Genomic DNA, 14,826 nt, shown 5'->3' with positions numbered 1-14,826 from the left:
TCTTTGTCGGTATGAAAGAAATTAAACCTATCGCTTATTTCCGTTCTCCCTTGACGTCGAAGTTTGGTATTCCAAGGCAGAGTGGACTGGCTGACAACCTTGTCGGTAAGATTGTCTTTGAACCGCAGTACCAACGTGAGGAAGCACTGCGTGGATTGGAGGAGTTTGATTTTTTATGGTTGATTTGGGGCTTTTCTGCGAATAAGTCTACCGATGATGGTAAGCTAACTGTTCGTCCGCCTCGCTTAGGAGGGAATGAACGTTTAGGGGTGTTTGCCACGCGCTCGCCCTTTCGCCCTAATGGACTTGGGTTGTCATCGGTCCGTATCAAGCGTATAACAGACGGAGCCATTGAAGTGAGCGGAGCTGATTTGATGGACGGTACACCTATATATGATGTGAAACCATATATCTCCTACGTTGATAGTCATCCACAGGCAAGGGGTGGGTTTACTGATAAGAAAGCATGGAAAGAACTATCAGTCGTTATTGCAGAGGAGTATTCTAAGAAATTTGATAAAGAGGATCTTGAGGCTTTAAAGGAGGTGCTCTCGCAGGATCCCCGCCCACAGTATCAGCATGATGCAGCACGTGTCTATGGCATGCCCTTCGGTGGGAAGGATGTGAAGTTTAGGGTTGATGGGGCTGTGTTAGAGGTTATGGGGGTTGATTAAGGGCTGTTGGGCTTATAGGGCCTATTGGCCTTATGGGGCAAATAGGGCCAATAAGCCTAATTGGGCTAATAGTCCTTATAGGGTTTATAGGGCCTATAAGCCCTATAAGGCCAATAGGCCCAATAAGCCAAATAACCAATTACTTCTTCTTCAAATACTTTATCCACGCAAAGGGGCGTCGCTGATTAAGATAGTTAAGGTTGTTCATGTTTTGGTAAGCCTCACGCTCAAAGGATAGGTTCATATAGGCACGGCCCGCCATGGATAAGCGTATAAGCCACTCGATGACATACCATATATAAAAAGGTAGGATAAGCATCTCTAACATCTGACGTGTGTGGATACGCTCGTGGTTGATGAGTTCTTTCGTTAGTCTAACGCCAGGATGGACAAAAAGAAGCCCAAGAATGTTGATGGCATCATAATTCTTGGGAGGGAAATATTTCGTTCGGATAATCTTCATTAATCGGTCTCAATTGACTCTACACGCGGCTTAGAAGTTGCAGGGGCGATAGGTTGTGGGTCTGAAGAAGCACCTGAAGATGACTCGGAGGTGCTGCTCTGTCCATCAGAACTGCCTGAAGAAGCATTGTTGCTACTGCTTCTTCGTCTTGAATGGTTACTTCTTCGAATACTATTAAACACCTTCTCAGCTTGCTCCTCTTCCTGTTTATTGGTAGAGTCGTTGGCTGTCGTGTCTTTAACAACGGTGTCGAACTTAGCCTTATTATTGTCGGCTAAGTTAGAGTCAGGCTCAATAGCCGTCTGTGTATATTCTGGGTCGTTCTTGTGTTGACTATAATAATAAAAGCCGAAAGCTACAAGGAAGATAGTACCTAAGATGATAAACGTAACCATACCACGCCCTAAGGTAGGCTCATCGTTCTTGTTCTCTTTATTATCTTCATGTAGTGGTGCGTTACAATAAGGACAGTTCTTATCCTTCTCGTTAACCTCATTGTTACAATTTCGACATCTCATATTTCTTTCTTTAGCTTTGGTTTCTATCGGCAAAGGTAAAAGAAAAGGTAGATATGACCAAAACGATTTGGCTTTTTATTCGTTTCTTCTTTCTTTTTTGTACCTTTGCAGGGTCTTTCATGAGAAGATATAATCATATTAAAAACAGAATTAAAGGAGTTTTTTCGATATGAAAAGGACATTAATCGTTATATGTTTCCTAACTTGTTGGATAGGGGTCTCTGCTCAAAGCCTGCGTGAGGTGTGGATAGAAATGCCTGATAGTGTTATGCCTTATATCAGTAAGAGTCAGCGGACAGAGCTGGCTGATTATATTGATATGAAGGCTGTTTCAGCTGTCTTGAACACCTTTGGCGACTCTGTAAGGATTGAACGTATGACGAAGGACTACCTTTTGGTGAAGGCAAATAAGGCCATGCGATTGGAGATCAAGTTGTTGGATAATAACACACTGGCCTTGGCTCAGACGTGGATGGGACCTGCTGCAGAGAGTAAGTTGAGTTTTTATAATCTTCAATGGCAGCCTAAAAAGGTTGTTGTGGCCTATAAAGAGAATATTGTAAAGCCTGACGCAATGAGTGATGAAGACTTTGCTGACCTAAAGCCCTTGCTGTTCCCTCGTATGAAAGAGTATCATCTGTCAGCTGATAATAACTCATTATCAGTGAGTTGGACCTATCCTCTGCTATCAAAGAAAGATGTAAAACGGGTCGAAGACATGCTAAAGCCACAGACACTGAACTGGACTGGCGGGGCGTTTCAATAGTAAAAAACAATAGCACATTTGGCAGTTTCTGATAAAATCACTACTTTTGTGGTCATAAATAATAGCTTATAGCATGAATTTGAAGGTACGTTTAGCATTGATGAACTTCTTGGAGTTCGCAGTGTGGGGAGCTTATTTGACCTCTATGGGTCGCTATCTTGGTAATATAGGTATTGGTCCTGAGATTGGCTATTTCTACTCAATGCAGGGTGTGGTGTCAATCTTTATGCCTGCTGTGATGGGTATTGTAGCCGACCGTTGGGTACCTGCTCAGCGTCTGTTGGGCTTCTGTCACCTGCTTGCAGGTCTGTTTATGTTTGCCACAGCAGGCTACGGCTTGAGTATTGGCGAGCATGCTGAGTTCTCTACTATCTTCACTCTTTATTCGCTTTCGGTTGCCTTCTATATGCCAACATTAGCTCTCTCAAACTCTGTTGCATACAGTGCTTTGAGCAATGCGGGCATGGACACGGTGAAAGCCTTCCCACCGATTCGAGTGTTTGGTACGATTGGCTTTATCCTTACCATGTGGTTGGTCGACCTCTTAGGCTTTCAGAGTAACCAGAACCAGTTTATTACCTCTGGTGTAGTAAGCATCATTCTCTTCCTTTATACATTCACCTTACCTAAGTGTGCGGTAAGTAAAGGCACAGAACAAAAGAGTTTTGTTGATGCCTTTGGATTACGTGCTTTCGCCTTATTCAAGGAGAAGAAGATGGCAATCTTCTTTATCTTCTCTATGTTGTTGGGTGTGAGTCTTCAGATAACGAATAGCTTTGCGAATCCATTCCTCTTTAGTTTCGGAGCTCAACCAGAGTTTGTAAACTCTTTCGGAGTACAGCATGCTAATATTCTGATTAGTCTTTCGCAGGTTAGTGAGACTTGTTGTATCCTCCTAATCCCCTTCTTCATGCGTCATTATGGCATCAAGAACGTGATGTTGATAGCGATGTTTGCATGGGTATTGCGCTTCGGCTTGTTCGGTGTAGGTAATCCTGGCTTCCCTGGTATCTTGATGTTTGTACTCTCAATGATAGTATATGGTGTAGCCTTCGACTTCTTTAATATATCGGGTTCATTGTTCGTTGATAATAGTACGGAGCCTGCACTCCGCTCTTCAGCACAAGGTTTGTTTATGTTGATGACCAATGGTGTGGGTGCAACAGTGGGTACGTTAGCAGCTCAAGCCATTGTTAATGCATATACACACTCGCAGGTCGTGGGGGCAGATACATTGACTGTTGGTGACTGGCAGGCATGTTGGTTCATCTTCGCAGGCTATGCCTTTGTCGTAGGAGTCTTGTTTGCTGTTATCTTCCGACCAAAGAAAGCATAATAGCTCACCGTTAAGATGTGGAGTAAATGAGTAAGGTTCAACTGGTATATGTAGGTATGTCGCAGATTGTCGGAGGTCCGGAGTTAGGTCTTCTCCTCTTGTCTAATCTCTCACAGACAAGGCAGATAGCTATTGTATGCGACCATCACATGGAGTATGAACTTGGTTTACGATCAGGAGAAAAGTCTATCACAGAACGATTCCTGCCTGAAGTACTTTGTAATATCAACCCATTGATGACCAGCGAGCATTACGAGATACTCTTTAACTCTATTGTTGATGGACAGTATAAAGCTTTGTTAGTGAACAAGGATGACTTGACACTTACGCCTATTCGAGCCTCTGATGCTGTTTTACTGGCACAGATAGTTAAGTTAAACATCTTTATGGAGGAGCATCTCTTCAATCGACAGAGTGTTGATAGTGGTAAGAGTCAGAATAAGATAGCCCTACCCGTGAATGCACTTAGTGTCGAGATGCTACATCATGCATTAGAAAAAGCAATAGAAGACGAGAACTATGAGCTGGCTTCTATGCTTAGAGATGAGATGAAGAAACGCTCGAAACTTTCTTGATAAGCAGTGTGTATCATGTGTGTATTAGCCTGATAGCGTGCGTACTTACCAAGGAAGAATATGTAATAAACCTAAAGAATGAAAGAAGCAAGATATTTTTACGTCCCTAACGCAGCTGTGGAAACAGCCTTACCTGCCGAAGAAGCTGTGCATGCCACACGTGTGTTAAGACTGAAGGAGGGGGACGAACTCTTCCTTATGGATGGTGAGGGATACTTCTATCAAGCAGAGGTAACATTAGCAACAGCCAAGAAATGCCTATATGCCATTCGACAGACACTAAAGCAAGAGACCTGTTGGCGTGGGAAAATCCACCTTGCCATTGCCCCAACAAAGGATATGGGACGCATGGAGTGGATGGCTGAAAAGGCAACAGAGATAGGTTTTGATGAGATAAGCTTCTTAGATTGTAAGTTCTCTGAACGTAAGACTTTGCGTACGGATAGGATAGAGAAAATCATTATCTCTGCCGTGAAACAGAGTCGAAAAGGGTGGAAACCAACAGTAAACGAGATGTCTCCTTTTCATTATTTCATAGAGAACTGCTCTAATCAAGGACGTAAGTATATTTGTCATTGTTATCCGGAAATAGCACGGGCAGATTTCTTTACCGCTATCTCGAACGATGAATCGTCGTTGTCAGGAGATGATATTACGGTGTTGGTAGGCCCAGAAGGCGATTTCTCTATAGATGAGGTTCGCTACGCTTTGGCGCATGGCTTTGAGAGTGTAACACTGGGTAACAGTCGTTTACGCACAGAGACTGCAGGCCTTAGTGCCGTTATGATGTCGCAGCTTGCACGTAGAGTGTAAGCTGTTTTTGTGTGTAATAGGGGTAGAGTAGATGATGAATACTTCTACGGATGAGTATGAGTAATTACACTTATCATAATAAGCAACATTGATGCTAAGCGTCTTTACAATATGTGGGCAGTCTCTCCAAGCGATGGGCCAAGTCTCTGGAGCAAAGCAGAGAAAGGATAACACCGTTTTTTAAGGGCGTTAATAGATATATAATAAGACAAGTAGTAGGTAAAAGAACACCAATTATCAGGTTATATGAGAAAATGTTTATCGTACGCAATCAAATTGTTTTTTTTCGTTGCTCACCTGTGTAAGTATCAGAAAAAATGCTTAATTTTGCAGATACATTTAAATAACATTATTGTTTATAATTAATTATTTAGCTAAACTATGCAGAAAAGATTACTTTTCTTGATTACGTTGTTGCTTGCAATGACAACTACTGTCATGGCACAGATTACAACTTCAGGAATCAGTGGTAAGGTAATGTCTCAAGGTGAAGATGTTATTGGTGCTACCATCACAGCGACTCACCAACCCTCTGGGACCATTTACCGTGCTGTAACGAACATTGATGGCCGCTATACTATACAAGGTATGCGTGTCGGAGGTCCGTACAAAGTGACTGTAGCTTACATCGGTCAGAAAACAAAGACTTTTGATAATGTGATGCTCCGATTGGGCGAGACGGAGGATCTCTCTTGTTCTCTCGAAGATGATAGCAAGGAACTTCAAGAGGTTGTAGTAAAGGGTAGTGCAGGTGTCAACGCCACCAAGACTGGTGCAGCACAGAGTATCAACTCAAAGCAGATTGCTGATATGCCAAGTATCACCCATGGTATTGCCGATGTTGCACGACTTAATCCACAGCTGACAACGACAAACAGCGGTGCTATGTCATTTGCTGGAACAAGCAACCGTTACAACTCTTTCATGATTGATGGTGCTGCCAACAACGACGTTTTCGGTCTTTCTGGTGATGGAACGAACGGTGGTAGAGCTGGTGCGCAGCCTGTTTCAATGGAGACGATTGAGCAGATTCAGGTAAACGTAGCACCTTTCGACGTTCGTCAAGGCGGTTTCACAGGTGGTGCTATCAATGCTATTACCAAGAGTGGAACCAATGTCTTCCATGGTAGTGTCTATGGTTTCGGTAACAACCAGAACTTAGTAGGCTCAAAGTATCCGCTCGCTGACGGTGGTTATGCACCAAAGTTCAACAAGCAGAACGAGTATAATGTAGGTGTAACCTTAGGTGGTCCGATTATCAAAGATAAGTTATTCTTCTTTGCTAACTATGAGAAGACCAATAAGACCTATCCAAACCTTTACACATTAGGCTCTGAGCAGTCAGCTGTTGATGCTGTGAAGGCAAAGGATATCTTGGAGAAGATTGCTGATATTGCTAATCGTCAAGGAGTTAACTTCCCAATAGCTCTTTCAACCAGTGACATCTATACGAAGAGTAACAAGGTAGGTTTGAAACTCGACTGGAACATCAATGAGACCAATAAAGCCTCTTTGCGTTGGAGTCTTGTTGATGCTGTGCAGTTGAATAATGCTGGTTCACGCACATCAATCAATGGTAGTAGCTATGCTTTCCCATTCGAAAGCACAACCAATTCATTCATAGCTGAGTTGCAGAGTCGCCTCTCTCCATCTGTAGCCAATGAGGCTCGTGCCAGCTATGTACGTGTAAGAGACAACCGTGCTATCAGTGGTGAGTATCCAAACGTTACTATTAATAATGTAGGTGGTGGCGCAGTGAACTTAGGTATCGAGCGTTCTTCTATGGCCAACCGCTTGGATCAAGACATCTATACACTTGAGGATAACCTGACATGGTATAAGGGTAATCACACCTTTACATTCGGTACTCACAACGAATTGTATAAGTTTACAAACCTTTTCCTTCAAGATCTCTTTGGTAGTTACACCTTTAAGAACTATGACTCTTTCGTCAACTACTATAATGACTATATAAATGGATCTATCGACCCAAGGAAGTCTTATATCAATCTATACCGTTACGGTCATGCTAATGTAGACGTAACAGGCGACCCACGCTGGGAGTCTTCGTTTGGTGCAGCACAGTTAAGTTTCTATGCACAGGACAAGTGGGATGCAACAACTAACTTTCAGTTGACCTACGGTTTGCGTATGGATATACCTATCATCATAGACACTCCTACCGCTAATGAGCCTTTTGCTCAGTATGCTGACACCAAGGGTTGGAACGTAAAGACCAACCAGCGTTTAGCAAGTACGCCTCTTTGGAGTCCACGTGTAGGTTTCCGTTGGGACATCAACAAGGACCGTAGATATATTCTCCGTGGTGGTGTTGGTGTGTTCACTGGTCGTATCCCATTCGTTTGGATTAGTAATAACTATGCTAACACAGGTATTCAGGTATCATCATTCAATGTTAACTCTCCAACAGGATTGGAACTTTTGCTCGATCCTAATGGTCAGGAAGCAAATGCAAACAAGCTGAAAGCATTAGGAAGTCAGACTATCAACGTCTACGACCATAACTTTAAGTATGCGCAGAACCTCCGTTTCAACCTCGGTTTCGACTTCGATGTGTTGGGTATCAATTGGACAGCTGAGGCTATCTACTCAAAGACGATGAATGATATTCTGTATGAGAACCTTGCTTACGAACAGACAGGTAGAACTTTAGGAGAGGTCTATGGCAGTGCTGGCGTACCAGTAGAAGACAATCGTCCACTCTTTTCTAAGGTGACTGCAGGTAGTCCATATACAAATGTCTATAAGCTTAGCAACACCTCAAAGGGTTACACAGTAAACTTGAGTTTGAAGGGTGAGAAGCATTTCGACTTCGGTCTTGACTTGATGGCAAGCTACACTTGGACAAAGTCAATGAGTGTGAACAATGGTGGATCATCTGTTGCTGAGAGCAACTGGAGATTTAATTATACTTATCGTAACCCTAACGACCCAGAGTTGGGCAACTCTGCTTATAACATTCCTCACCGCATTCAGGCTTCTGCTTACTATCATGTAAACTATGGAGCACAGAAGCAATGGCAGACAACAGTGGGTATTATCTATCAAGCTAAGAGTGGTTCTCCATATAGTATCTACTATTATGGTGACGTTAACGAGGATGGTGCGAACGGTAACGACCTCTTCTTCATTCCTACAGATGCACAGATTGATAAGATGCAGTTCGAGGAGACGAACTTCTCAGCTAATGCTCTTACTAACGCAGTATTTGGTTCTGGCTTCACAGCTCCTAAGTTGACGGCTGATATGCAGCGTGCGATGATGAAGCATTGGATTGGTAATGACTCTTACATGAAGAAGCATCGTGGTGAATTCTACAAGCGTTATGCTGATAACTTGGCGTTCGAACATCACTTTGATGTACACTTTGCACAGAAATATAGCTTCAAGGTGGCTGGTCAGATTAACTCTCTTGAGTTGAGCTTCGATATCATCAATGTTGGTAACCTCTTGAATAAGGACTGGGGTCACACCTATGGTGACGGCTTCGGTGTCTACTATAGCCCTGTTAACTACCAGAGAAACGGTCGTTATCAGTTCACAGGTGGTTATGCAACACGTAACTATAACGACTACTACAGCCGTTGGCGTGGTCAGATCGGATTACGTTATACATTCTAATCTGTAAGGTAAAACTATATAAAAAAGCAGAGAACTCCTATCGGGGTCTCTGCTTTTTTTCTTACCTTTGCGCTTGATAGACAGCATCAGACAATCTGTGAGTGAACGCTCATAGCGTCTATTTGTACTATCTTCATATACGAATAAAAAACCATACATTATGATTATTGATTTTGACAAGATTGCGGAAGAGCATATTGAAGGCTTCAAAGGAGGTGAGGGTAAGTTAGACGTGCGTGCTTTTGTGGATGATAAGGCTCGTATCATGTACTCTACTTTGCGTCCGGGAGCATGTAGTGGGAAGCACCAGCATGTTGGCTCGTTTGAAGCAATGTATGTTATCAGTGGTGAACTGACTGTTCATTATGATGACAAGACTGAGATTGCAAGGGTGGGACAGCTTCATTATTGTCCAGAAGGTCACTTCCATTGGTTCGAGAACCGTACCGATCATGACGTAATCTACCTTGCTATTGTCCCAACATTACGTTAAGCTCGAATTATTTTCATGAAAAAAAATATTTTTCTTCATGACAATAAATATTTTCTTTCATGAAAATAAATTCTTCCTCTCGTGATAATAATTCGTAATTGATAGGTATGTGGAGTCTGAAAGTGGGCGATTACCCTCTCAGAAAGATAGGTGTATGCCGTCAGTATGGGGCTTGTAGGAGGAAAGAATACAGTATTGATTTTATGTGTTAAGCATAAGTAAAAGCAATGATGTAGTTGTTTTATAGTAAGGAAGGGGTAACCCAAGCAATGATTCAACCTAAAACGATGAGAATTAAAAACCTAATAATGACAACGATAACTTTATTGACGGGATTGGGTGCAAATGCTTCTGATGCCGATAGCCTAATAGTGATGCGTGGCTTTCCTACCGATGAGGTGGGTATCGAACAGGGTGTGTCTGCCTGTTATGCAGGTAGGATTGACGACCAACTTGTTATGGCTGGTGGATGTAATTTCCCTGTGAATACGTTGGCTCCCGATAGTAAGAAGGTTTATTATCGTGGTATTTATGCTACCACAACTGACGATGGCGACCAGCTGAATTGGAGGTTGGTTGGCATGCTGCCTGAGCCTTTGGCTTATGGTGTCACGGTGACTTACGATAACAGTATGATTGTCGTAGGCGGAATGAACAACGATGGCAGTCGTGGAGCGGTCTATCGTGTCAAGATTGTCGATGGTAAAGCCGAGGTGTCAACCCTCCCATCTCTACCCTGCACAGCTGACAACATGGCGGGATCCTTGGTCGGTAGACACCTTTATATAGCAGGCGGAGCGATGGACGGTAAGGCTTCCAATCGTGTGTTACGCCTTGATTTAGATAATCTTTCAGCTGGATGGCAAGACGTAAAACCGTTCCCTGGTATGGTACGCGTACAACCTGTAGCTGGTAGTATGGGTGATAATCGCTTCTGTCTCTTCGGTGGCTTTGCTCCTGCAGGGAATGGTGAAGAAGCGAAATTGGCGATGGATGGATGCATATATGACGAGACAACAGATGAATGGCAGGTAGTTGAAGGACCGAAGGACGATATGAATCAACCGCTATTCGTAGGTGGCGGCGCAGCTATCAACCTGTGTAGCGACCAGCTCTTGGTCATGGGAGGTGTTAATAAAGACGTGTTCTTGTCGGCTGTCAATCATCCTCAACCCGATTATCTGAGTCACCCTATCGAGTGGTATCACTTTAATCCCTACACCTTATACTATGATAAAGCGGGCTGGAAGGTGCTCTATAAGAGTTCGGAAACGGCACGTGCTGGTGCTGCCTTAACCCAGACCCATCATGGCTTGTACGTGATTGGTGGCGAGTTAAAGCCAAGGGTGCGCAGTAATAAGGTTGTGAAGTATCCAAAACGCTGATGTCTTCTGTTCTTTCTTTTTAGAGAAGAGCATAGAGACAAGACTTAGAAAGAAATCTATTAGTAGTCAAAATCGTTAGATATTACCCTTACAATAAGGGAGTTAGAAAGGATTTTCAATAATTTATTAATCGCCCATCACATCCCCAAAACAATCGACTATTGCCCATGATAAGGGATAGAGAGGTGGGAGCGGGCAGTAATCTTCTTATGAAAAAATACTATCCTTGGGTATTGGTTGCCCTCCTTTGGTTTGTTGCCCTGCTGAATTACATGGATCGACAGATGTTGTCGACGATGCAGGAAGCTATGAAAGTTGATATTGCAGAACTCAATCACGCTGAAGCATTCGGTGCTTTGATGGCCGTCTTCTTGTGGATTTACGGACTGGTGAGCCCCTTTGCGGGTATTATTGCCGACCGTGTCAATCGTAAGTGGCTTGTTGTTGGTAGTATCTTCGTGTGGTCTGCCGTGACTTATCTTATGGGTTATGCAGAGAGTTTCGACCAGCTTTATTGGCTTCGAGCCTTCATGGGCATCAGCGAAGCACTTTATATTCCAGCGGCACTGTCCCTTATTGCCGATTGGCATGAGGGGAAGTCACGCTCATTGGCTATTGGTATTCACATGACAGGCCTCTATGTAGGTCAGGCTGTCGGTGGTTTTGGTGCAACCTTAGCAGCGATGTTCTCATGGCATGCCGCTTTCCATTGGTTTGGTATCATCGGTATTGTTTATTCAGTAGTATTACTTCTCTTCTTAAAGGAGAATCCTAAGCACGGACAGAAAGCAATTTCACATGACGAACCGAAAGCTAACAAGAATCCATTCCGTGGTCTGTCGGTTGTCTTCTCTACGTGGGCTTTCTGGGTGATCCTCTTCTACTTTGCCGTACCAAGTCTTCCTGGTTGGGCTACAAAGAACTGGTTGCCAACGCTGTTTGCCAATAGCTTGGATATTCCTATGTCAAGTGCAGGACCAATGTCAACGATAACAATCGCCGTGTCATCGTTCATCGGTGTTATCATGGGTGGTATTATTTCCGACCGTTGGGTACAGCGTAACTTACGCGGACGTGTCTATACCAGTGCGATAGGACTCGGTCTTACTGTTCCGTCACTTATGTTCTTGGGTTTCGGCCATAGTCTTGTGTCAGTTGTCGGAGCAGGTTTATGCTTTGGTATTGGCTATGGTATGTTTGATGCCAACAACATGCCAATCCTCTGTCAGTTCATTTCTTCGAAGTATCGCAGTACTGCCTATGGTATTATGAACATGACGGGCGTGTTTGCGGGAGCTGCTGTTACACAGGTGTTGGGCAAATGGACGGATGGAGGTGACCTCGGTCTTGGCTTTGCTATCTTAGGTGGTATTGTTGTGTTAGCACTGGTCTTACAGCTCTCTTGCCTACGACCAACAACCGACAATATGGAGTAAGAAATGTTTATAATTGCTTATTATTATCACATATAATCGCCTCTCCCACGCATACAACCCCCTTTTAGAGGATTAAAGGTGGAGGGCAACAATGTTTATGGAAAAGATTATTGGATTAATTGACGCACCGTTCACGCCATTCTATGCTAATGGCGATGTCAATCTTGAGCCTATAGAGGCTTATGCAACAATGCTGCAAAAGAACGGATTGAAGGGAGTTTTCATTAATGGTTCATCTGGTGAAGGCTACATGCTCACCACAGAAGAGCGCATGCAGTTGGCTGAACGCTGGGTAGAGGTGGCCCCAGAAGGCTTCAAGGTCATCGTACATGTGGGTAGTTGCTGCCTGCGTGAGAGTGTGCGATTGGCCGAACATGCAGCGAAGATAGGTGCATGGGGTATTGGTGCTATGGCACCTCCTTTCCCAAAGATTGGGCGTATTGAGGAGTTAGTGAAATATTGTGAGACAATAGCAGCAGCAGCTCCTTCACTTCCATTCTACTATTATCACATCCCTGCCTTCAATGGTGCTTTCTTGCCAATGCTCGACCTCTTGAAGGCTGTCGATGGTCGTATCCCTAACTTCGCAGGCATCAAATACACCTTCGAGAGTCTTTATGAGTATAATCAATGCCGTCTTTACAAGGATGGAAAGTATGATATGCTACACGGACAGGACGAGACTATCCTCCCAAGTCTTGCTCAAGGCGGTGCTAAAGGTGGTATCGGTGGTACAACCAATTATAATGGTCGTGAGCTGACAGGCATCATCGAGGCATGGAACAAGGGTGATATTGAAACAGCACGTGAGAAACAAAACTTCTCACAGGAGGTTATCAACGTCATTTGTCACTTCCGTGGCAATATCGTTGGAGGTAAGCGTATTATGAAGTTGATAGGCTTCGACCTTGGTCCTAACCGTGTTCCATTCCAGAATATGACGGATGAAGAAGAGGTGCGGATGAAGAAGGAGCTTGAAGAAATCGGCTTCTTCGAGCGTTGCAATAAGTTCTAACAAACATAATACAGCCCAATATTTCCCTTTCTTCTTCCCTTTTTAATGTCAATTAACTTGTTGGGAGTGTGGGAAATATTGGGCTGTTTTCTTTTCTATCGGTCGTTTGCTGTTTGCCTATCAATTATAGATAGTAATCTCACCAGCAATCGACTGGTTCATGTATTTGCGTATCGTCTCTGTATCGTTGTATTTCGCTTGTAGATACATCAGTTTCGTTACGGCAGCTTCTACTGTACTGTCATACCCGCTGATAACACCTGCATCCTTGAGTTGATAGCCTGTGTCGTAACGGTTCATCTCAACTTGTCCACTGATACATTGACTGATATTGACCACAATGACATTGCGTTCTGTGACCTTTCGGAGTAAGTTCATGAGCCAAGGTTGCTGTGGAGCATTGCCACTTCCATACGAGCGCATGACAATACTACGTAACTCTGGTGCATCAAACATGTGATGAATAAGATGCTCCTCGATACCAGGAAAGAGAGAAAAGATTATCACATTGTTATCTAACTCGAAGTGTGGTAGCATCGGTTTCGTAAAGTCTGGCTTTAAGATATTATGTTCGTTAAAGTTGAAATTGACTCCAGCTTCGCAGAGGTGAGGATAGTTAAAGGTGTCAAACGCATTAAACTCGTCTGCATTCTGCTTTGTTGAACGATTGCCTCGAAGGAGATGTCCACTAAAGTAGATACAAACCTCGGGTACCATTGGGGTTCCGTCTAAGTGATGAGCAGATGCCAATTCAAGACTTGTCATGAGGTTCTCCTTACCATCCGTACGTAGCTGTCCGATAGGGAGTTGTGAACCTGTAAGGATGATAGGCTTGGTAAGGTTCTCAAACATGAACGACAAGACTGAAGCCGTGTATGACATCGTGTCTGTACCATGTAAGACAACAAAACCATCATACTCGTCATAACGGTCAGAAATCACTTCTACCAATCGCTTCCAACGCACGGGTGACATGTCGGAAGAGTCGATAGGAGGGTCGAACTGATAGGTATCGACCTCCGTGGGGATGAGTTTGAACTCAGGAACGTTGTCAACAAGATGGTTGAAGTCTAAGGGCTCCAATGCACCTGTCCGTGGGTTGTGTCCCATACCAATGGTGCCACCTGTATAAATAAGTAATACTTTGTTGGTTCTGTTCATCGTGCATTAGTTTGTTACATCTGCAAAGATAACAAAAACATTTAACTCCCATCGTAAATCATACAGATTATTTTGTATATATTTGAGTAATGTCTTTCAGCGTGTAGATTTTGGTTTAGGATACTCCTTCGTAGCTTGTGCTATCTTGCTGTTCGATAAGACTTTAATTGAATACTCTCCTGTGTGGGCTTCCTAATAAGTAGATGTGATTTTATAGACTTTAGTAGAGTAGGCGTTCTAACACATAAACAGCATATCTACCTTTGCTCGTTTATCATATTACTACGAGTGATTTGCTTCATTCCTAAACAGCATCTTGAGTTGTGTAAAAAGTCGATAGCTGCGGTGTTCACAGGTTACTCCAAACGTATCTGGGTATCTGATACATTGTTGATAGAGATGTTAGAGACTTGTTATTGTCGTTGAATAGAATAAAGCTAACGGCTAATTTAGGTTCTTCCGTTAAATGTGTAGATTGTTAATAGAATGAGATTAATCCACATACATGGTAAGCTTACCTCCAATAAGATTGTTTTATAAGGGGGGGTA

General features: G+C 43.3%; 13 protein-coding genes. 10 read left to right on the top strand and 3 right to left on the bottom strand.

Going from position 1 to position 14,826, the window contains the following annotated elements; all coding sequences use genetic code 11:
• Positions 1 to 11 precede the first annotated feature (11 nt).
• Positions 12 to 674, top strand: a complete 663-nt coding sequence (gene tsaA / locus CHB62_RS10055; protein ID WP_089366736.1) for a tRNA (N6-threonylcarbamoyladenosine(37)-N6)-methyltransferase TrmO — start codon at positions 12 to 14, stop codon at positions 672 to 674.
• A gap of 139 nt (positions 675 to 813) precedes the next feature.
• On the opposite strand, the gene CHB62_RS10050 is transcribed toward tsaA, so the two are convergent.
• Complete coding sequence (locus tag CHB62_RS10050) at positions 814 to 1,137, bottom strand: hypothetical protein (RefSeq protein ID WP_009012176.1); 324 nt, start codon at positions 1,135 to 1,137, stop codon at positions 814 to 816.
• Complete coding sequence (locus tag CHB62_RS10045) at positions 1,137 to 1,655, bottom strand: zinc ribbon domain-containing protein (protein ID WP_089366735.1); 519 nt, start codon at positions 1,653 to 1,655, stop codon at positions 1,137 to 1,139. Before CHB62_RS10045 ends, CHB62_RS10050 begins: the two co-directional genes overlap by 1 nt.
• A gap of 169 nt (positions 1,656 to 1,824) precedes the next feature.
• Here CHB62_RS10045 and CHB62_RS10040 point away from each other — a divergent pair, with 169 nt between their 5' ends.
• The 9 genes from CHB62_RS10040 to CHB62_RS10000 all read left to right on the top strand — a co-directional run bounded on the left by CHB62_RS10040 (position 1,825) and on the right by CHB62_RS10000 (position 13,116).
• Positions 1,825 to 2,421: a DUF3256 family protein gene (locus tag CHB62_RS10040; protein ID WP_089366734.1), complete on the top strand. Its 597-nt coding sequence runs from the start codon at positions 1,825 to 1,827 to the stop codon at positions 2,419 to 2,421.
• Positions 2,422 to 2,494: 73 nt separating this feature from the next.
• The gene (locus CHB62_RS10035; protein WP_089366733.1) at positions 2,495 to 3,757 is read left to right on the top strand and encodes an MFS transporter; all 1,263 of its coding nucleotides are present in this window, start codon (positions 2,495 to 2,497) and stop codon (positions 3,755 to 3,757) included.
• A gap of 26 nt (positions 3,758 to 3,783) precedes the next feature.
• Positions 3,784 to 4,332 carry a bifunctional nuclease domain-containing protein gene (locus tag CHB62_RS10030; protein WP_089366732.1) on the top strand — a complete coding sequence of 183 codons (549 nt, stop codon included), beginning with the start codon at positions 3,784 to 3,786 and terminating at the stop codon, positions 4,330 to 4,332.
• Between the two features lie 78 nt (positions 4,333 to 4,410).
• Positions 4,411 to 5,145 carry an RsmE family RNA methyltransferase gene (locus CHB62_RS10025; RefSeq protein ID WP_089366731.1) on the top strand — a complete coding sequence of 245 codons (735 nt, stop codon included), beginning with the start codon at positions 4,411 to 4,413 and terminating at the stop codon, positions 5,143 to 5,145.
• Between the two features lie 381 nt (positions 5,146 to 5,526).
• Complete coding sequence (locus CHB62_RS10020; protein ID WP_089366730.1) at positions 5,527 to 8,787, top strand: TonB-dependent receptor; 3,261 nt, start codon at positions 5,527 to 5,529, stop codon at positions 8,785 to 8,787.
• A gap of 160 nt (positions 8,788 to 8,947) precedes the next feature.
• Complete coding sequence (locus tag CHB62_RS10015; protein ID WP_089366729.1) at positions 8,948 to 9,280, top strand: cupin domain-containing protein; 333 nt, start codon at positions 8,948 to 8,950, stop codon at positions 9,278 to 9,280.
• A gap of 287 nt (positions 9,281 to 9,567) precedes the next feature.
• The gene (locus tag CHB62_RS10010; protein WP_458693483.1) at positions 9,568 to 10,665 is read left to right on the top strand and encodes a cyclically-permuted mutarotase family protein; all 1,098 of its coding nucleotides are present in this window, start codon (positions 9,568 to 9,570) and stop codon (positions 10,663 to 10,665) included.
• Positions 10,666 to 10,874: 209 nt separating this feature from the next.
• Positions 10,875 to 12,101 (top strand): MFS transporter, encoded by a 1,227-nt coding sequence (locus CHB62_RS10005; protein WP_089366761.1) that lies wholly within the window; start codon positions 10,875 to 10,877, stop codon positions 12,099 to 12,101.
• Positions 12,102 to 12,198: 97 nt separating this feature from the next.
• Positions 12,199 to 13,116 carry a dihydrodipicolinate synthase family protein gene (locus CHB62_RS10000; RefSeq protein ID WP_089366727.1) on the top strand — a complete coding sequence of 306 codons (918 nt, stop codon included), beginning with the start codon at positions 12,199 to 12,201 and terminating at the stop codon, positions 13,114 to 13,116.
• A gap of 120 nt (positions 13,117 to 13,236) precedes the next feature.
• On the opposite strand, the gene CHB62_RS09995 is transcribed toward CHB62_RS10000, so the two are convergent.
• Positions 13,237 to 14,277, bottom strand: coding sequence for an asparaginase (locus tag CHB62_RS09995; RefSeq protein ID WP_089366726.1), 1,041 nt, complete (start codon positions 14,275 to 14,277; stop codon positions 13,237 to 13,239).
• Positions 14,278 to 14,826 lie beyond the last annotated feature (549 nt).

The sequence above is a fragment of the Prevotella jejuni genome, from assembly GCF_900187995.1.
In the GTDB taxonomy this organism is placed as follows: Bacteria; Bacteroidota; Bacteroidia; order Bacteroidales; family Bacteroidaceae; genus Prevotella; species Prevotella jejuni.
This window is presented reverse-complemented; position numbering and strand designations above follow the sequence as displayed.

Excerpts from the sequence above, each read along its gene's own strand:
- CHB62_RS10020 (WP_089366730.1), top strand. The coding sequence starts at position 5,527 with ATGCAGAAAAGATTACTTTTCTTGATTACGTTGTTGCTTGCAATGACA.
- CHB62_RS10045 (WP_089366735.1), bottom strand. The coding sequence starts at position 1,655 with ATGAGATGTCGAAATTGTAACAATGAGGTTAACGAGAAGGATAAGAAC.
- CHB62_RS10000 (WP_089366727.1), top strand. The coding sequence starts at position 12,199 with ATGGAAAAGATTATTGGATTAATTGACGCACCGTTCACGCCATTCTAT.
- CHB62_RS10050 (WP_009012176.1), bottom strand. The coding sequence starts at position 1,137 with ATGAAGATTATCCGAACGAAATATTTCCCTCCCAAGAATTATGATGCC.
- CHB62_RS10035 (WP_089366733.1), top strand. The coding sequence starts at position 2,495 with ATGAATTTGAAGGTACGTTTAGCATTGATGAACTTCTTGGAGTTCGCA.
- CHB62_RS10040 (WP_089366734.1), top strand. The coding sequence starts at position 1,825 with ATGAAAAGGACATTAATCGTTATATGTTTCCTAACTTGTTGGATAGGG.
- tsaA (WP_089366736.1), top strand. The coding sequence starts at position 12 with ATGAAAGAAATTAAACCTATCGCTTATTTCCGTTCTCCCTTGACGTCG.
- CHB62_RS10015 (WP_089366729.1), top strand. The coding sequence starts at position 8,948 with ATGATTATTGATTTTGACAAGATTGCGGAAGAGCATATTGAAGGCTTC.
- CHB62_RS10010 (WP_458693483.1), top strand. The coding sequence starts at position 9,568 with ATGAGAATTAAAAACCTAATAATGACAACGATAACTTTATTGACGGGA.
- CHB62_RS09995 (WP_089366726.1), bottom strand. The coding sequence starts at position 14,277 with ATGAACAGAACCAACAAAGTATTACTTATTTATACAGGTGGCACCATT.
- CHB62_RS10025 (WP_089366731.1), top strand. The coding sequence starts at position 4,411 with ATGAAAGAAGCAAGATATTTTTACGTCCCTAACGCAGCTGTGGAAACA.
- CHB62_RS10005 (WP_089366761.1), top strand. The coding sequence starts at position 10,875 with ATGAAAAAATACTATCCTTGGGTATTGGTTGCCCTCCTTTGGTTTGTT.
- CHB62_RS10030 (WP_089366732.1), top strand. The coding sequence starts at position 3,784 with ATGAGTAAGGTTCAACTGGTATATGTAGGTATGTCGCAGATTGTCGGA.